Consider the following 17929-nt stretch of genomic DNA (forward strand, 5'->3'; position numbering starts at 1 on the left):
GCAGTTTCCTGGGGGCAACAGTTGCCCGTCCCGGAGAATCGGGCAACTGGTTTGCAGGGGCGCAAGTGCGCGGTTTAGAAGCGGTAGTTGACGCCTAGGGTGAGCGAGCGCTCTGGCGCGGGTTGACGACCCCAAGGGCTGGTGTCGATACCGCGGAAGTAGTATTCGCGGTTGAACAGGTTGCTGATGCCCACTGACGTGGTCAGGAGGCTCTTGTCGGCCAGCTCGAACTCACGTTCAAGGGCGGTGTTCCACACCCAGTAAGCAGGCAGTTTGCCTACGCTGGCAGTGGCGTTTTCATCGCTGGAGTTGTCAGCATCGGTATAGGCGCTGCTGATATACAGACCGTCGAGGTTATAGGTCCAGTGCTCGGCAAAACGGTAGCGACCGTCGATGGTGAACTGGTTGCGCGAGGAGTACGGCACTTCGTTGCCCTTGAATGCGCCGTTGCGCTGTTTGGCATCGAGGTACGCATAGCTGGCATGCAGGTCCAGAGCCGGCAGCGCTTCGGGCGTCCAGAATAACTCGGTCTCGAAGCCCTGGTGACGTGTGCTGCCAAGGTTGTCGAAGCGGTCAGTGGTGGCGTTGTAGACGATCTGGTCGTCGAAATCGATCCGGTACAGGTTGAAGTCGGCGCGCAGGCCGTCCCAAGGGGTGTAGCGCACGCCAGTCTCATAGTTCCACGCCAGCTCTGCGCCGACATCGCCTTCCTTGACGATTTGCGTGACTTGCGGTGGACGCAGGGACTTCTGGGCGTTGGCGTAGACGTACCAGGTGTCGGTCGCCTGATAACCCACAGTCAGGCCCGGCAGCCACTCTTCTGATTTGTTCTCGCGGGCGGCTCCGGTGATACCGTCAGCGTAATCCATGCGGGCGTTTTCGTAGCGCACGCCCGGGGTGATGGTCAGGCGATGATCGAGCAAGGTGATGGCATTGCTGATGTAGAACGCACGGGCGTCGTCATCAAACTTCCAGTCCCGGAAAGGCGCCGTGACGCCGGTCGTGATGTTCTGGCGATTCACTTTGTAGTCGATGTCTTCGCTGACATAACGGGCACCCAGCAACCAGGTCTGGCCGACAGTGTCGCCATCGATGGTGGCACTGATACGCGGCTCCGTCCCCCAGACTTTAAAGTCGCGCGGGCCATCCTGTTTGGTCGCCGCTGTTCCGTCAGGTGTGAAGGGCAGCCCGACCACGAAATTGCGGTAGCTGTCGTGGGCGAAGTTGGTCCAGCTGAACTCGACTGAGTCGAACGGCCCCATGGCGCCCAGCCGCTGGGTATAGGTGCCCCATACGCGGTTGGTGTCACCCTCGAAGCGATCCAGCGGGCGCGTCGATTGTCGCGGATCATGCTTGTAGTCCTGGACGCTGAGGGCTCCGGCCAGGTCCATGTCGGCCTTGTAGCGCTGGATACCGAAGCTCAGATCGCGATCGTCATCGATGTTCCACTGACCGCGCAGGCGGTAGTTCTGCACATCGGTGTCGGAGTGTTCGCGCCCGTATTCACCACTCAGGGTGTTGATGTCCAGTTGCAGGCCGAAGTTGTCGGTCAGGTAGCCGCCGGTTCCCAGGTAGCTGTCCCACAACTGGCGGCCAGCGGGGTTGAACGTGATTTTCTCCTGCAGCGTGGTTTCCCACGTATGCGGAATCGGCTTGCTGATGAAGTTGATCACCCCGCCGACGTTGTTCGGGCCGTATTGCACCGCCGCCCCCCCACGCACGATATCAATGCGGTCGACCGTGGCCATGGTCATTGGAAACAGTGACAGGCCGGTTTGACCGTAGGGCGCCAGGGCCAGTGGAATACCGTCCGATAGCGCCTGGATTCTGCCGCTGCGACTTTCGTACAAGCCGCGTACTGAAATCTGTGGCAATGCGCCTGTGCCGGTTTCGTCAAAAATCTTGACCCCGGGGACCCGCTGCAGCGCGTCGTCCAGGCCGCGGACACTGGCTTTTTTCAGTTCGCTGGCGTCGATAACGCTACGGCTGCCGGCATAGGTGCGCACCTCGTGGTCACTGGCCGTACCGAGAACGTCGCCCTGAATCGTCATGGGCGCCAGTTGCACGCTACTGGCGGGGGCCGTGGTCAATTCGCTGGGTGGTTCAGCAGCGATGGCAGCGTGACAGATGCCCAAGGTGAGAAGGCTGAGTGAAAAGTGCAGGGGTGTTGTTGTTATTTTCATTTGGGCGACGTTGGCTCATATTTTTGCTATTGGAGAGAGTGCAGGCGGGCTTTCAATGCGTTGTGCAGCAAGCCGCGGTCTTCCCCGGCCAGAAAACTTTGAATCCCGCGCGCGCGCCACAGCGTGTTCTGTTCAGCCGTACGCGGGTTTGCGCAGAACGGGATTGCGGCGCTGAGGCAGGCATCAGCCATGTCTTGCAGCATTTGCCAGACTTGAGGATGAAGAGGATCAGGCCCCAGGCCGAGGTCCAGGGACAGGTCCAGTGCGCCCTCCATGATCATGCCGACACCCGGCAGCTTGAGGATTTCGCCAAGCGCGTCGACCCCGGCGCGGCTTTCGATCATGGGAATAATGGGGGTTTGACGGTTGGCCAGGGCGATGTACTCGGGCAAGGGCAGGCGCCCGAATCCGGTAATGCGGCCACCGGTGATTCCGCGTTTTCCCAAGGGAGGAAAGAAGGCTGCTTCGATGGCGCGTTGAACTTGCGCAGCACTTTCGGTGCGTGAAAGCACGATGGCTTCGATACCGGCATCCAGTGCGCGGCCGATCAGCTTTTCATCCACTTGAGGGATACGCAGCCAAGGCGAAATGCCTGCGGCCTCACAGGCACGGACACAATGCATGAGGTCTTCTTCAGAACGCAGCAAGTGCTCAAGGTCGAGAATGACGAAATCGTAGCCCGCAAACGCGAGCATTTCGCACAGCATCGGCGAAGGCAGAGAGTTGAGCAGGCCGTAGACGTTGTCCCCATGTTGTAGCCGGGAAAACACCGGAGAGGTTCGTATCACTGACGCATATCCTTCAGAGCGGACGTGCGTTAATAGTAATCATTTGCAATCGTATGTAAATGTTTTTAAGTCCCTCGTCGCAGGATTCGTGACGCGCATCATGAAAATACGTACATGGCGTAACGCCATATCTGATGACGGTTGAACGTAGACCTGAAGTCCCCCTCCGGACTGAGCAGTGGCGGGCTGCGCCGGGCAGCCCGCTTTCGGGTCAGGTGATTGCCGGGTAGTCATCCACGCTGTCAGGCCACGGGCTCAGGACTTCAAAGCCGGTGTCCGTGACCGCCACCATGTGTTCCCACTGGGCTGACAAGGACAAATCCTTGGTGACCACGGTCCACTGGTCGGCAAGGGTTTTGACATGACGCTTACCGGCGTTGAGCATGGGCTCGATGGTGAAAATCATGCCGGTCTTGAGCTTCATGCCTTGGCCGGGGTAGCCGTAATGCAGGACTTGCGGTTCGTCGTGGTACACCTTGCCGATACCGTGGCCGCAATATTCACGCACCACACTGAATCCCTGTTTTTCTGCCACCGACTGGATGGCGTGCCCGATGTCGCCCAGTGTTGCGCCGGGGCGGACCACACGGATGCCGGCGCACATGGCATCGTAGGTGGTCTTGACCAGATGCCGGGCTTGCGGATCGGGCTCGCCCACGAAGTACATGCGGCTGGTATCGCCGTACCAGCCATCCTTGATCACGGCGATATCGATATTCACGATGTCGCCGTCATTCAGCACACGATTCGACGGAATGCCGTGGCAGACCACCTCGTTGACCGATGCACAAACGGTTTTCGGGAAACCGTGATAGCCCACATTGCCGGGAATGGCCTTCTGCACATTCACGATGTAGTCATGGCAGATCTGATCCAGCTGGTCGGTGGTCACGCCTGCCTTCACGTGCGGGCCGATCATGGCCAGAACCTCGGCTGCCAATTTGCCCGCCACTTTGGAGTGGGCGATTTGCGCAGGGCTGTTGAGGGTGACGTTGGCTCTCATTGTTTGGCTCCGCTAGGGTTTTGGGCGTTTTGGGTAACCTCGGCCAGCTCGCACAGCTGCTTCAAATCGAGGTCGCCTGCCAGCTCGGCACGTACCAGCAAGCGGCAGATCTGATTGTGATCGAGGTTGGGGTGCAGTTCGGTCAGCATGCCGATCCGCATCCAGTGTTCAGCCTGCGCATTGATCGAGCGGCTCAGTGCATTGCTGGCGACCCGCAGGTTTTCATGCAGGTGGTCTGAGATTTTGACGATACCCATTGAATGGCCTGATACGAAATGTATATGAAACGTATATTAGTCGATGAGGGGGCACGATCGCAAACTCGACGGCACCTGCATCGCAGCGCGATGTTTTTTACACTTCACGCAACAATCCGATGTGTTTAAGGTCTAGGTTCTTTGTTTTCGGGCAATGAGCCTTTATTTAAACGATCAGGGGGATGTAAGTGATATCGCGCAGAACATTATGTTTATCAGTCCTGGCCTCGACCCGTGTCGGCGGTGCAGAGCCATGAATCAGCGAATGTCATGGCGGGTTTCGAGCGTTGCTGCATGCAGCCTGCTCAGTACGTCGCCGGTGTGGGCGGCAGACGATAGCGGTACGCTGATCGGGCAGGCAGGACTCTGGCTTGGGTTGCAATTCAACGCCATGCCTTACGTATTCTGGTCAGCGGGTGTGCTCCTGCTGATGGGCAGTCTCTGGGGAGGGGTGGTGGCTGTCCGGCGCCGACGTGCGCGCATCATCGAGGCGAAAAGAATCGCGTTGAACCGGCGTTTTCATTCACGCTGAGACCCGCAGAGGGCAAAGCCCTTGGGCTGGCGCCCGAGGGCTTATTTAGACGGGACGAGGTCAGCGCCACATATTGACCTTGGCCAGGTCAATTAACTCTCGCGCCCGGCCGTCCATTACGGTTTTGAGCATGAACAGGCTAAAACCCTTGGCTTGCTCAAATGTTTTGGTCGGCGGCATGACCAGTTCCTGGCGGGCGCTTACTACGTCGACCAATACCGGGCCGTTATGGCTGAAGGCCTCGCGCAGGGCTGCTTCCAAATCTTCCGGATGCTCCACGCGAATTCCCCTGACACCCATGGCTTCGGCCATTGCCGCGAAGTTGGGATTTTTCAGGTTACAGCCCACATCGGGGAATCCGGCGGCTTTCATTTCCATTTCAACAAAACCCAGAGTGCCGTTGTTGAGCACAATGACTTTAATTGGTAACCCCACCTGATTCAGCGTCAGGAAATCGCCCATCATCATGGTGAAGCCACCATCACCCGACATGGAAATCACCTGTCTGTCAGGAAAAGCGGCTTGCGCGCCAATCGCTTGCAACATGGCGTTGGCCATTGACCCATGATTGAACGAACCCACCAATCGCCGCTTGCCATTCATCTTCAGGTAGCGTGCTGCCCAAGCAGTAGGGGTGCCGACATCGCAGGTGAAAATGGCATCGTCTTCAGCCAGTTCACTGACCAGTCGATTAAGGTACTGCGGGTGAATGATCGAGCTGTTCGGGCTGCTCTCAGCCAGTGCATCGAGGTCTTCGCGGGCTTTTTTGTAATCCTTGAGCGCGGCATCCAGATGGCCGCGGTCAGGATTTTTCAGCACATGGGGCAGAACAGCCAGCAGCGTTTGCTTTACATCGCCCACTAACCCCAGTTCCAGAGGGCAGCGATTGCCCAGCGCTTGCACACGCAAATCGACTTGCGCGATATGGCCGTGTTCGGGGTAAAACTGGCGATAAGGGAAGTTGGTACCGAGCATCAACAAGGTGTCGCAATTCATCATCGCCTTATAGCCGGAAGCAAAGCCAATCAGTCCGGTCATGCCAACATCGTAAGGGTTGTCATACTCGACGTGCTCCTTGCCGCGCAGCGCATGCACGATGGGCGCTTGCAGGCGTTCTGCCAGCGCCAGGATTTCGTCGTGGGCTCCCGCGCAGCCAGCGCCACACAGCAGCGTGACTTTTTTGCCATCATTGAGAAACGACGCCAGGTGGCGGATATCAGTGTCGTCAGGTCGTATGAGTGGCAGTGTGGGTTTAAGCCAGTGAGGTACCTTGGCTTCGCAGGCTTGCAGGGCTACATCTCCCGGAATTACCACCACCGCAACCCCGCGCAGGGCGATGGCAGTCCGCATGGCCCGCTCGAGGATTTGCGGTAACTGCTCGGCTCGAGACACCAGTTCAACGTAGTGGCTGCATTCTCTAAACAGGCTCTCAGGGTGAGTTGCCTGAAAATAATCAATCCCGATTTCGCTGCCGGGAATATGTGCCGCCAGGGCCAGAACCGGTACTCCGCTGCGATGGGCGTCGAACAAACCATTGATCAGATGCAAGTTGCCGGGACCGCAACTGCCGGCACAAACCGCGAGTTCACCGGTCAAGTGTGCTTCGGCCCCGGCTGCAAAGGCGGCAGATTCTTCATTGCGCGTATGAACCCACTGGATTTGCTCCTGACGGCGCAGCGAGTCGGTAAAACCGTTCAAGGAGTCACCGACCACGCCATACACCCGCTTGACGCCGGCTTGCTGCAAAGTTTCGGTGATGAAATCGGCAACCGTTCTGGTCATGGGAGCTCCTTAGAGTCAAAAAAGATGCTTCAGGTTCGCGATGCAAACGATGCCCAAAAGGATAGACACAGGATCCGACTTCACCGGTTTTAAATACGTTCAATGAATACGCGTTCATCTGCCCGAGGCAGGCCGAATCTCTACGTTTAAGGAGGAGTCCCCATAACGGGTATGAGCTTCAATGTTTAGTCGTGTGGCATCCAAAGGTCGAAAACTCTGCATTTAATGTGTCCGGCCGGTCGTGTGAGGCTGCCGGATCTTCGGTAGCACGGTTGCGGGTCATGGGCGTTGGGCGAATGGGTATCATCGGTCGTCGGAACATGCAGAACACTCTGCTGTGTCTTGCCCCCGATCGATTTTTTACCCGGCCTGCCTCCAGTCTGCACACGCTCCCTTCAAAACTGGCCTTTTGGGCCTTGTATCACTGTCGTCACGCCCGCCCGCCGGATTCTGGTCTGTTCCGTTAAGTCTTGATGGTTGATGCCCCTAAGGGTCTCGGCTGAATCGGCGCACCTGTGCGCCTGCCAGATACGAAATGACGAGTATTCCCATGAGTGCCACTTCTCCTTTTGCTGCGCCGCAAGAAGCCCTGGATTTTCTGCAACTGAACCCGGATATCGAGATGTTCGAGCTGTTCATCCTCGACAATAACGGCGTGCCCCGGGGCAAGTTGTTGCACCGTGATGAGTTGCTGGCGGTATATGAGAGTGGACGGCCGTTACCGAGCACGATTCTGGGCTTGAGCATCCAGGGCGATGATGTCGAAAACACCGGGCTGGTGTGGGACGTGGGTGATATTGACTGCCGGGCCTACCCGATCAGTGGCAGTTTGCAGCGCATGCCGTGGCGCTTGATGCCAATGGCGGCGGTGCAGGTCAGCATGCACCCGCAGCAAGGCATGCCCGCCACCGTGGCCGACCCCCGGCATTTGCTGGCCAAAGTGATTGATGAACTCAAGGCGGACGGTTATTACCCGGTGATGGCTGCAGAACTGGAGTTCTATTTGCTCGACCAGCAGCGCGACAGCAATGGCCGGCCGCAGCCGGCCCGTGACGCCGATGGTCAGCGCCCGCGTGCCACCCAAGTGTATGGCCTGCGTGAACTGGAACAGATCGAGCCGTTTTTGGCGGACCTGTACAGTGCCTGCAAATTGCAGGGGATACCGGCACGCACGGCGATTTCAGAGTACGCACCGGGGCAGGTGGAGATCACCCTGGAGCATCGCAGCGATGCTTTGCAGGCGATGGATGAAGCCGTGCGCTACAAGCGTCTGGTCAAGGGCGTGGCGCACAAGCACGGGATGGTGGCCTGTTTCATGGCCAAGCCGTTTGATGATCTGGCCGGGACCGGCATGCACATGCATGTGAGTCTGGCCGATCAGGACGGCAATAATCTGTTCGCCAGCGAGGCCCCGGACGGTACGCCCTTGCTCAGGCACGCGGTGGGCGGAATGCTCAGTACGTTGCTCGATTCGCTGTTGATGTTTTGCCCCAATGCCAACTCTTATCGTCGCTTTCAAAGCAACAGCTATGCGCCACTGGCGGCGACCTGGGGCGTGGACAACCGCACGGTGAGCTTGCGGGTGCCGGGTGGCCCGGCGTTTTCGCGACACATCGAACACCGTATTTGTGGTGCGGACGCCAACCCTTATCTCGCGGCGGCGGCCATTTTGGCCGGGATTCATCGCGGGATCCGCGAGCAGCTGGATCCGGGTGCTCCGGTTGAAGGCAACGGCTATGCCCAGGCCAGCGAAAAATTGCCCACCGACTGGTTGACCACCCTGCGCGCGCTGCAAGGCTCGGCATGGGCCAAAGAAGCCTTCGGACCGGCGTTTTTGAAGGTTTACCTGGCGGTCAAAAACGAAGAATACCGCCAGTTCATGGGGGAAGTCGGGGAGCAGGATTGGCGCTGGTACCTGCAGCAGGCGTAAGGCGCAGCGCCACAGCCGAGCAAGGCCGCGTCCGTCAACGACATGCTCCGGCAAGCGTACAGCCGGACGCAGCCTTGATCGACTCATCAATGGCCAAGGGCAGGGGGGTATAAAAACGATGTGTACTTTTCATCCCTTTCTGACAATTTTTTCACTGGCGTGCCGTTAGTCTCTGTGCCGAAGATCATTAAACGCCAGAGTCCGCGGGCCATGTCATCGCAGCTACCGTCCACCACTGAGCTTGAATTCGCCGAGCGTTATGACCGTGAGCATGCGCGTGTCTGTCGGCAAGTGCGCCCGCAAGGGCTTGCCCGGCGGTTGGCCGTGTGGCGCGAAAAGTGTCTGGTTCGCCGTGCCCTCAAGGTAGCAGGGGAGCCGGGTCTGGTCCTGGATCTTGCCTGCGGGGCCGGGCGCTTCTGGCCCGTGCTGGCGGAGCACGAAAATCGGGTGATTCTGGCCGCCGACCCCTCCCAGGGCATGCTCGATCATGCGCAGACCCACCATTCAGCCCACTTGCTGACGCGTATCAAGACATTCAAAAGCTCAGTGTTCTCTATCGACATGTCCGAGAACGCGGTGGACAGCATCTTTTGCATGCAGCTGTTCCATCATGTGCACGACAGCGCGCATCGCCTGGCCATCTTGCGCGAGTTTCATCGGGTCAGTCGCGACACCTTGATCCTGTCCGTGTGTGTGGGGCGTTCGGCAACTCACCTTGATCGCACTCAGCGGGTGGTGGTTAATAAAGCCGAACTCGAAACGCAGTTCATGCAGGCGGGGTTCAGCCCTCTCAAACAGTACGATGTGCTGCCCGGTTGTGAGCGGGGCAGCATTTATATCGTGCGCAAGGGCACCTAGTTCAACGCATTGAAAATGGCATGGGCCAGCTCGACGCGGGCAGCATTGGGGTAGTTCTTGTTGGCCAGGATCACCACTGCCTGACGGTGCTCGGGGACGAACACAACGTATGCGCCAAAGCCATTGGTTGAACCGGTCTTGTTGATCCACACCGCTTGTTGTGGGGGCAGCGGCGGGTCGAGGGCGATGGCAGGGTTGTTCTCATAAGCCATCGTGTTGGAGTTGCCTTCCTCCAGCGCCTTGAGCGTAGCCGGGTAAGGATACTGCTCCCAGATCAGGTCCTGAGTCATGGGCCCCACCTGGAAGTAACCTGTGCGCGTGTCTGCCATGGCCTGACGCAGCGGTTCGGCAACGTTGCCCAGGCCCATGTTCAATTCAGTGAAATGGAGCAGGTCGCGAGCGCTGGTTTTTACGGCATAGGCTTCGTTACCCAGCAAGCCTGCATTCAGCCGGACGGGCTGGTTCTTTTTGTCGTAGCCCTGGGCGTACAGCGCCATCTTGCTGGCAGGCACGTCGATGTAGCTGTTTTTCAGGCCCAAGGCGGGGAACAGCTGCTGCTCCACCGCCCGGACATAGGGTTGCTGCATGCGGTTGGCGGTAATCATGCCGAGCAGGCCGATGCTGGGGTTGGCGTAGCTTCTTTGTGAGCCGGCGGCATACGTCGGCTTCCATTCCTTGAAATAAGCCATCAGTTGACGCGGATTCTGCACGCTGTCGGGCAACTGCAATGGAAAACCGCCGGCGGTATGGGTCGCCAGATGGATGAGCGGTACCTTGCCCAAGGGCGTGCCCTGGAGTTCAGGCAAGTACGTTTCGATGCTGTTGGTGAGCGAAAGCAGGCCCTGGCCCTGAGCCTGCGCGGCGAGGATGGCGGTGAACACTTTGCTGACCGAGCCCACCTCGAACAGGGTGTCGGGCGTTACCCCGGCAGCGGTGTCCTTTGAGGCGACACCGAAGGAATAGAAGCGCGGCTTGCCTTCAACGCTGAGCGCAATCGCCAGGCCGGGAATGGCATATTCCTGCATGACCCGGGTAGCGGCAGTGTGTACCACGGCATCGATTCCGGGCTCTGTACTGGCTGCCTGAGCGAGGCTGGCAGAGGCGCAGAGGCCGATCAGTGCAAGAGAGATCAAGGGTAGTTTTCGCAGCACCTGCATTCGAGTGATCCTGTGTTTTATCAAGCTCAGCATTAACCGGGGCCTCACGTAACGCTCCCGGACGGTTGACCGCCCAAGGGGGGTGTTTGAGCTGGAAGCGCTCGGCGGCTCCGGCAAGTTACATCGAAAAGCTGAATCTATATGTAGGTTGTAGACCGATTATTTGTAGGTTTTTTCGTGTGCAAGATTGAGAGTCAATGCCCGGAAATCCCTGACGGCGATATATACTGCGCGCCATTCTTCAAGGGAGAGCCGTGTGGCCATCGATATTCACTGGATTCGCGACAACGATAGCCTCAGCCAACATTGCCTTGAATGGCAACATTTGCCGTTCGTAGCTCTCGACACCGAGTTTATGCGGGTCGACACCTTTTATCCGATTGCCGGTCTGATTCAGATTGGCGATGGGACGCGAGCCTACCTGATTGACCCGCTGACAATCGATAACTGGCAGCCGCTTGCGGCGCTGCTGGAAAACCCGGCGGTGGTCAAGGTGCTGCATGCGTGCAGCGAGGACCTCGAGGTTTTACTGCGCCTGACCGGTAGCCTGCCGGCGCCATTGTTCGACACCCAGTTGGCCGCGGCCTACCTGAACCTCGGTTTTTCCATGGGCTACTCGCGCCTGGTGAAAGAGGTGCTGGACATCGACCTGCCCAAGGGCGAGACCCGCTCCGACTGGCTGCAACGTCCTTTGTCAGAAACCCAGATCAGCTACGCGGCCGAAGATGCCCTGCATCTGGCCGAAGTGTATGTGTTGCTGCGTCCGCGCCTGTCGGATGAAAAGTACGGCTGGGTATTGGAAGATGGTGCCGAACTGGTGGCCAATCTTCGCCGTGAAGTGGACCCTTTCGAGGTGTATCGCGAAGCCAAGCTGGCCTGGAAACTCTCCCGGGACCAACTCGCTGTCCTGCGTGAAATCTGCGCCTGGCGCGAGCAGGAAGCCCGGGCACGCGACTTGCCGCGCAACCGCGTAATACGTGAGCAGGCGCTTTGGTTATTGGCCAAGACTCAGCCGGACAATCTGGTGTCGCTGGCGCGCATTGAAGACATGCACCCGCGTACCGTGCGTCAGGACGGCGAGTTTCTGCTTGATCTGATCAAGCGTGCCGGTAGCCTGCCACCAGAGCAATGGCCGCCAGCCGTGCCCGAGCCGCTACCGGTCGAGGCCGCGCTGTTGATCAAGCGCTTGCGTGCCATCGGGCAGGCACAAGCTGAACGTTTGAGCATCGCTCCCGAGCTGATGCTGCGCAAGAAAACCCTGGAAGCCCTGCTTAAAAGTGGCTTCCCCAATGGCCCTTACCAATTACCGGAATCATTGCGCGGTTGGCGCCGTGAGCTGATGGGCCAGGCTTTGCTCGATTGCCTGGCCACCGCTGGAGAACCGTCTTGAAACGCATTTGTTCGATCTACCGCAGTACCAAGCGAGATGGCATGTACCTGTATGTGCTCAAGGCCGATGCCCTGGAACGCGTTCCGGAAACCCTGATGCTGGCGTTCGGCAAGCCGGTGCATGCGTTTGACCTGGTGCTTTCGCCAGAGCGCAAGCTGTCCCGTGAAGACATCACCCAGGTGCTGGACAACCTCGAAGCCCAGGGCTATCACCTGCAAATGCCGCCGGCCGAAGACGAATACATCGAGCACTTGCCCGAAGAGTTGTTGCGCCGCAACGACCCGATGTAAATGCAGCGCCAGGTACCCGGTTCCGGGTGCCTGTCTGAACCGACTCATTTTGATTGACGGTGGCCGAACGCAACGGGGTGAACCTCGGCGGCGGACGCTGGCAGTGTTTAAAAAGGCTACAAGCATGCGCGTCCTGATTGCCGAGCACGACTACTCGCTGTACACCCGACTTCTGCAACAAGCAGCGCCCGATCTGGACATACAGTCCAGCGGCGACTCCGAGCAACTGTCGCGCATGGCCGCCGAGTGCCCTGTGTGGCTGGGGCAGCCCGACTTGTTGGCCACCCTGCTGCGCCAGGGGCACAAGCCGCAGTGGCTGCAATCCACCTGGGCGGGAATTACGCCGTTATTGGCGCAGGGTTTGCCGCGCACGTATCGATTGACCCGTGCCGTGGGGATCTTTGGCCAGGTGATGGCTGAATATGTACTGACCTACATGCTCGGCCACGAGCGTGAAGTCATGGCGCGGCTGGTCAGCCAGGTCGAGCGCAAGTGGGATGAGCGCAAAGGCCAGAGCCTGGTCGGGCGTAAGGTGCTGATCGTCGGGGCCGGGGATATCGGTCAGACCGTGGCGCAGTTTCTGCAACCGTTTGGCGTCGAGTTGTATGCCATTGCCAATACGGCACGCGAACAGGCACCGTTTAAAGAAGTGGCGACCTTGAGCGATTTGCCGCGCCTGGTCGGGCAGATGGATTACGTCATCAACCTGCTGCCCAACACCGCGGACACCCACGATATATACGATGCACCGCTGTTCGCGCAGTTCAAGCCCGAAGGTGTGTTTATCAACGTCGGCCGTGGTGTGGCGGTGGTGGATGCCGATCTGGTCGAAGCCTTGCGCCAGGGGCATCTTGCGGCCGCGATCATTGACGTTTGCCGTCAGGAACCGTTGCCTTCCAAGCACCCGTTCTGGACGGCCTGGGGCTTGTTGCTGACCGGCCACAGCTCCGCCCCGACATCCCCGCCCATGATGGTGCAACTGTTTGTCGACAACCTGCGGGCCTACCAGACCGAACAGACCATGCGCGGCGAAGTGGACTTCGAACGCGGGTATTAACCGTCGCGTCACCCACCGCAACCACCGAACTCACGGCGGCGCTGCCGCCGGTCGCAGCCTGCGGCAGCTGCTACAGGGCTTGTGCCGAGCGCTGCTTGTGTAGCCGTTGCCGAAGGCTGCGTCCGATTGCGAAGCGATCGCAGAGCCAGAGCACGCGGTACATCTGAACGCCCGCAACCCGCGAATTCACGACGGCGCTGCCGCCGGTCGCAGCCTGCGGCAGCGGCTACAGGGCTTGCGGGTTACAGGCTGAAATCACCTTCAGCCACCAGTTTGCTCAATGGTTCGCGCTGGCTTGGGACTTCTTTGGCTTGCAGGTAGTCCACCAGGCTGGCCTTGTCACCCAGCTTGCCGATGGCAACCATGGCTTGAACTGCATAACCCTCGGGGATTTTCAGTTCTTCGTGGGCGCGTTCGTAATCCAGGCCGCTCATGCCATGCGTGTGCCAGCCGCTCAGTTGCGCTTGCAGGGCCAGATGGCCCCAGGCTGCGCCTGTGTCGAAAGCGTTGGTGGGGGACGGTTTTTGCTCGGTCGTGCCCGGCGAGGTGTAGGTGGTTTTCGAAACAATCACCACCAGTGCCGCCGCATGCTGCGCCCAGCCCTGGTTGAACGGCACCAGCAGGCTCAGGTAACGGTCAAAGTCGGGTGTGCCACGCAGGGCGAACAGGAAGCGCCACGGCTGCGAGTTGTAAGCCGATGGTGCCCAGCGAGCGGCTTCGAAAAAGCTCATCAGTGTCGGCTTGTCGATGGTCGCGTCGGTGAAGGCGCGCGGCGACCAGCGCTGGGTGAATTGCTCATGAATCGTGTGATCGGCAATGCGGGGATTCGCAGACATTCGAGTTTCCTGAATTTGAATTTAACGGTCCATTTCGGCTGTCAAACTACTGTTAAGCCCCCTACGTGACAAGTCTTGTTGCACCGTCAGTCACAAGCGCTTGGCCCACAGGGCCCGGGGTACTAGACTGGCGGCCTTTTCCACTCCCTGATGTTGATGTTTGAGCCATGGCCGCAAAAGTTGAACCGTTCTGGATCCGCAAAACCCTCGATCAACTCGATCAAGAGGAATGGGAGTCGCTGTGCGACGGCTGCGGGCTGTGCTGCTTGCAAAAGCTCGAAGATGAAGACGATAACAGCGTCTACTACACGCGCATTGCCTGCAAATTGCTCGACCTCAAAACCTGCCAGTGCACCGACTATCCGAATCGTCGGGACTCAGTGCCTGACTGCATTCAGCTCTCGCCGGGCAAGGCCGAGTCGTTCAAGTGGTTGCCACCGACCTGCGGCTACCGTCTGGTCAGCGAGCGCAAGGATTTGCCGCTGTGGCATCACCTGGTCTGCGGTGATCCGGACGCTGTGCACCATGAGCGCATCTCACAGTCAGGCCGTATGCTCGCCGAAGGCAGCGTGCCGGAAGAAGACTGGGAAGATCATCTGATTTTCCGCGCCGGCTAAAGGCCGGAGCGGTTTCCAAGGAGTGCGTATGCCGCTGCGTTACACATTGCCCAGGGAGATGGGCGCGGGTCTGCTGCTATTGATGCTCTGCAGCCCGCTTTGGGCCGCCAAAAAAGTTGATCTGGACTACCACGTTCGGCTGTTGCCGCACAGCAACCAGGCTGAGGTGCGCTTGACCCTGGCCGAAGGCTCGGTCGTGCGCAGCCTGGATTTCGATCTGGGCGTGCCGGGCAGTTACAGCGATTTCAAGGCCGATGGCGCGTGGCAACTCACCCCTGACCCGACCCACAGCCGGGGCCTTTGGCATCCGGCACCGGGCAAGGCCCACCTGAGTTATCGCGTGCACTTGAACCCGCCGCGTAAAAAAAACGGCCATGAAACACTGATCACTCCTCACTGGGCCTTGTTGCGCGGTGAGAGCCTGGTGCCTGCGGCCAGCCTCGATCAGCAGGACGGCACCGAGTTGGTGGCGCGCCTTGCATTTGAGCTGCCGACCGGCTGGAAAAGCGTTGAAACAGCCTGGCCACGTATTGGAAAAAACCGCTTCCGCATCGATGATGCTGCGCGCCTGTTTGATCGGCCCACCGGCTGGATGCTTGCGGGGAATCTGGGCAGCCGCCGAACGACACTGGGTGAAACCGACGTTACCGTGTCCGCGCCGCAAGGGGAGGGGATGCGGCGCATGGATGTGCTGACACTGCTGACCTTCGTCTGGCCGCAGGTGCAAGCGGTGTTCCCGCGTAACCCGGCAAAACTGCTGATCGTGGGGGCGGGGAATCCCATGTGGAAAGGCAGCGTCGCCACGCGCAACTCGATCTATGTTCACAGTGCCTTGCCGCTGGTGAGCGAGTCCGGCACCAGCCCGTTGTTGCGTGAACTGGTTCAGGTATTCAGCGGCATCAATGAAGCGCCCGGTGACGACTGGATCACAGAAGGGATCAGCGAATACTACGCCATCGAACTCATGCGCCGTGCCGGCGGCATGAGCGACGAGCGCTATCAAACCCTTCAGCACAAGCTCAGTGCCGCAGGCAAAGGCGTCACCCGTTTGCGTGGCCCGCATGCCAGCCAGGCCACGGTGGCGCGGGCTGTCACGTTGCTTCAGGCCCTCGATCGCGAGATTCGCCTGCAGACCCACAACAAGCGCTCGCTGGACGATGTCAGCCAGGCGTTGATGCGACTCGACAAGGTCGACACCCCGATCTTTATCCAGCTCAGTGAAAGCGTACTGGGCGGCTCTTCGGACGTCCTGGACAGCCCGTTGTTGCGCTGACGCCTCACAGCGTGCCCGCGTCATTCTGAACGCGAGCACGCTCGCGCTGGCAGGCTAGCCGCTGGCGCATTGTTTACAGCTTCTTTACGCCCCTGCCTCTGTCTCGATCTCGATCCTTTACGCCTGTGTTACGCACACTCTCCCCACACGCGGCAATTGCCGTTTTGCGGAGAGTTTGCATGGGCGTTCTGGATGGGGTGTCGCTGCTGTTGGCCATAGGGCTGTTCATTTATCTGCTGGTTGCGCTGTTGCGCGCAGATAGGAATTAGGAGCCGCTATGCACAGTTATGATTATGGATTGATCCTGGCTTTCCTGGTGTTGGTGCTGCTGCCGGCTCCGTGGCTGGGGCGTTTTTACTACAACGTCATGGAGGGCCGGCGCACCTGGCTGACGCCGTTACTGGGCCCGGTCGAAAAGGTCTGTTACCGGGTGGCCGGGGTCGACCCGAACACCGAGCAAAGCTGGCAGAAGTACGCCCTGGCCCTGTTGGCCTTTAATCTGGCGGGCTTTGTGCTGTTGTTTTCGATCCTGTTGTTTCAGCAGTACCTGCCGCTCAACCCCCAGCAGTTGCCGGGCCAGGAGTGGACGCAAGCATTCAACACGGCCGTGAGTTTTGTTACCAACACCAACTGGCAAAGCTACAGCGGCGAGGCGAGTCTCAGTTATTTCAGCCAAATGGCCGGCTTGACCGTGCAGAACTTTGTCAGCGCCGCCACAGGCCTGGCAGTACTGGTTGCACTGTGCCGCGGCATCAGCCGGCGTTCGGCACTGACGCTGGGCAATTTCTGGGTCGACATGACCCGCGCCACCCTCTATGGCCTGCTGCCCTTGTGCCTGGTTCTGGCGTTGTTGCTGGTGTGGCAGGGCGTGCCGCAAACCTTCGTTCACTACGTACAGGCCGTCACCCTGCAAGGCGCAGAGCAGGTGATCCCGCTTGGCCCGGCGGCCAGCCAGATTGCCATCAAGCAATTGGGCACCAACGGCGGGGGCTTTTTCGGGGTGAACTCAGCGCATCCGTTCGAGAACCCCACGGCCTGGAGCAACCTGTTCGAGATGGCGTCGATCATCATGATCCCGGCGGCGCTGGTGTTTACCTTCGGCCATTACGTCAAGGATCTGCGGCAGAGCAGGGCGATCATCGCCTGCATGCTGCTGCTGTTTTCAATCGGTGGTGCCTGCGCGTTGTATGCAGAACATCAACCCAACCCGGCGCTGAGCAGCTCGCTGGTTGAACATGCGGCACCGCTGGAAGGCAAGGAAGTGCGCTTTGGTACCACCGGCACAGTGCTGTGGACCGAAACCACGACCGCGGCTTCCAACGGGTCGGTGAATGGCATGCACGACAGCCTTAACCCGCTGACCGGCATGGTGGCGCTGGTCAATATGATGGTCGGCGAGGTGATCTTCGGCGGTGTCGGGGCCGGGCTTTACGGAATGCTGCTCAACGTCCTGATCGCGGTGTTCCTCGCGGGCCTGATGATCGGTCGAACCCCCGAATACCTGGGTAAAAAACTGCAGGCCCCGGAGGTCCGGTTATTGGTGGTGACCTTGCTGGTGATGCCGGTGGGGGTATTGGTACTGAGCTCAATCGCCACCAGTGTGCCGAGTGCCGTGGCTTCAGTGAGCAATCCGGGCAGCCATGGTTTCAGCCAGTTGCTGTATGCCTTCACCTCGGCCGGGGCCAACAACGGATCGGCATTCGCTGGCCTGAATGCCAACACACCGTTTTACAACCTGATGCTGGGCCTGGGCATGTTGATTGGCCGTTTCGGCTACATCTTGCCGGTTCTGGCGCTCGCGGGCAGCCTGGCGCTTAAAAAATCGGCGCCCAGCGGTCAAGACAGTTTCCCGACCCACGGACCGCTGTTCGTCGCCCTGTTGACCATGACCTTATTGCTGGTAGGCGGCCTGACCTTTTTGCCGACCCTGGCCTTGGGCCCAATCGCTGAACACCTGACCCCGGGTTTCTGAGGAG

Annotated in this window: 17 protein-coding genes; 10 read left to right on the forward strand and 7 right to left on the reverse strand. The window is 59.3% G+C overall.

Translation table 11 applies throughout. From position 1 onward, the window contains the following. Nucleotides 1-74: 74 nt before the first annotated feature. From AWM69_RS17700 to AWM69_RS17715, 4 genes are all read right to left on the reverse strand, one after another. A complete protein-coding gene (locus AWM69_RS17700; protein WP_131653242.1) occupies nucleotides 75-2183 on the reverse strand; it encodes a TonB-dependent siderophore receptor in 2109 nt (702 codons plus the stop codon). Between the two features lie 26 nt (nucleotides 2184-2209). Further along, the gene (locus AWM69_RS17705; protein WP_218727767.1) at nucleotides 2210-2971 is read right to left on the reverse strand and encodes an aldolase/citrate lyase family protein; all 762 of its coding nucleotides are present in this window, start codon (nucleotides 2969-2971) and stop codon (nucleotides 2210-2212) included. A gap of 211 nt (nucleotides 2972-3182) precedes the next feature. Next, complete coding sequence (gene map, locus AWM69_RS17710) at nucleotides 3183-3974, reverse strand: type I methionyl aminopeptidase (protein WP_131653241.1); 792 nt, start codon at nucleotides 3972-3974, stop codon at nucleotides 3183-3185. Next, nucleotides 3971-4231, reverse strand: coding sequence for a ParD-like family protein (locus AWM69_RS17715; protein ID WP_131653240.1), 261 nt, complete (start codon nucleotides 4229-4231; stop codon nucleotides 3971-3973). The genes map and AWM69_RS17715 overlap by 4 nt, the downstream gene beginning before the upstream one ends. A 253-nt stretch (nucleotides 4232-4484) precedes the next feature. Between AWM69_RS17715 and AWM69_RS17720 the strand changes: the two genes are divergently transcribed. Beyond that, nucleotides 4485-4763: a hypothetical protein gene (locus AWM69_RS17720; protein ID WP_131653239.1), complete on the forward strand. Its 279-nt coding sequence runs from the start codon at nucleotides 4485-4487 to the stop codon at nucleotides 4761-4763. A 60-nt stretch (nucleotides 4764-4823) separates the two neighbouring features. Here the strand turns inward: AWM69_RS17720 and poxB are convergent, their stop codons facing one another. Next, complete coding sequence (poxB, locus tag AWM69_RS17725; protein WP_218727769.1) at nucleotides 4824-6545, reverse strand: ubiquinone-dependent pyruvate dehydrogenase; 1722 nt, start codon at nucleotides 6543-6545, stop codon at nucleotides 4824-4826. 550 nt (nucleotides 6546-7095) lie between these two features. Here poxB and AWM69_RS17730 point away from each other — a divergent pair. Together AWM69_RS17730 and AWM69_RS17735 are read left to right on the forward strand one after the other, a co-directional pair. Continuing rightward, nucleotides 7096-8475: a glutamine synthetase family protein gene (locus AWM69_RS17730; protein WP_131653237.1), complete on the forward strand. Its 1380-nt coding sequence runs from the start codon at nucleotides 7096-7098 to the stop codon at nucleotides 8473-8475. Nucleotides 8476-8685: 210 nt separating this feature from the next. Further along, nucleotides 8686-9333 (forward strand): class I SAM-dependent methyltransferase, encoded by a 648-nt coding sequence (locus tag AWM69_RS17735; protein ID WP_218727771.1) that lies wholly within the window; start codon nucleotides 8686-8688, stop codon nucleotides 9331-9333. Here AWM69_RS17735 and ampC read toward each other — a convergent pair. Next, nucleotides 9330-10490, reverse strand: a complete 1161-nt coding sequence (ampC, locus tag AWM69_RS17740) for a class C beta-lactamase (protein ID WP_218727773.1) — start codon at nucleotides 10488-10490, stop codon at nucleotides 9330-9332. The genes AWM69_RS17735 and ampC overlap by 4 nt on opposite strands. Before the next feature lie 256 nt (nucleotides 10491-10746). Here ampC and rnd point away from each other — a divergent pair, with 256 nt between their 5' ends. The 3 genes from rnd (at nucleotide 10747) to AWM69_RS17755 (ending at nucleotide 13227) form a co-directional block, all read left to right on the forward strand. Further along, nucleotides 10747-11880, forward strand: coding sequence for a ribonuclease D (gene rnd / locus AWM69_RS17745; RefSeq protein ID WP_218727775.1), 1134 nt, complete (start codon nucleotides 10747-10749; stop codon nucleotides 11878-11880). Then, entirely contained in the window at nucleotides 11877-12170 is a 294-nt protein-coding gene (locus AWM69_RS17750) for a YcgL domain-containing protein (protein ID WP_048382384.1), read from the forward strand. Before rnd ends, AWM69_RS17750 begins: the two co-directional genes overlap by 4 nt. 124 nt (nucleotides 12171-12294) lie before the next feature. Beyond that, complete coding sequence (locus AWM69_RS17755; RefSeq protein ID WP_131653233.1) at nucleotides 12295-13227, forward strand: D-2-hydroxyacid dehydrogenase; 933 nt, start codon at nucleotides 12295-12297, stop codon at nucleotides 13225-13227. A 242-nt stretch (nucleotides 13228-13469) separates the two neighbouring features. Here AWM69_RS17755 and AWM69_RS17760 read toward each other — a convergent pair whose 3' ends face one another. After that, nucleotides 13470-14063 (reverse strand): nitroreductase family protein, encoded by a 594-nt coding sequence (locus AWM69_RS17760; protein WP_131653232.1) that lies wholly within the window; start codon nucleotides 14061-14063, stop codon nucleotides 13470-13472. A gap of 167 nt (nucleotides 14064-14230) precedes the next feature. Between AWM69_RS17760 and AWM69_RS17765 the strand changes: the two genes are divergently transcribed. The 4 genes from AWM69_RS17765 (at nucleotide 14231) to kdpA (ending at nucleotide 17925) form a co-directional block, all read left to right on the forward strand. Beyond that, a complete protein-coding gene (locus AWM69_RS17765; protein ID WP_048382387.1) occupies nucleotides 14231-14680 on the forward strand; it encodes a YcgN family cysteine cluster protein in 450 nt (149 codons plus the stop codon). Between the two features lie 28 nt (nucleotides 14681-14708). Beyond that, nucleotides 14709-15953: a hypothetical protein gene (locus tag AWM69_RS17770; RefSeq protein ID WP_218727777.1), complete on the forward strand. Its 1245-nt coding sequence runs from the start codon at nucleotides 14709-14711 to the stop codon at nucleotides 15951-15953. A gap of 179 nt (nucleotides 15954-16132) precedes the next feature. Continuing rightward, nucleotides 16133-16222 carry a K(+)-transporting ATPase subunit F gene (gene kdpF, locus AWM69_RS17775; protein ID WP_048382389.1) on the forward strand — a complete coding sequence of 30 codons (90 nt, stop codon included), beginning with the start codon at nucleotides 16133-16135 and terminating at the stop codon, nucleotides 16220-16222. Nucleotides 16223-16230: 8 nt separating this feature from the next. Then, the gene (kdpA, locus tag AWM69_RS17780; RefSeq protein WP_218727779.1) at nucleotides 16231-17925 is read left to right on the forward strand and encodes a potassium-transporting ATPase subunit KdpA; all 1695 of its coding nucleotides are present in this window, start codon (nucleotides 16231-16233) and stop codon (nucleotides 17923-17925) included. Nucleotides 17926-17929 lie beyond the last annotated feature (4 nt).

The sequence above is a fragment of the Pseudomonas sp. D1HM genome (assembly GCF_019266105.1).
Lineage (GTDB): Bacteria > Pseudomonadota > Gammaproteobacteria > Pseudomonadales > Pseudomonadaceae > Aquipseudomonas > Aquipseudomonas taetrolens.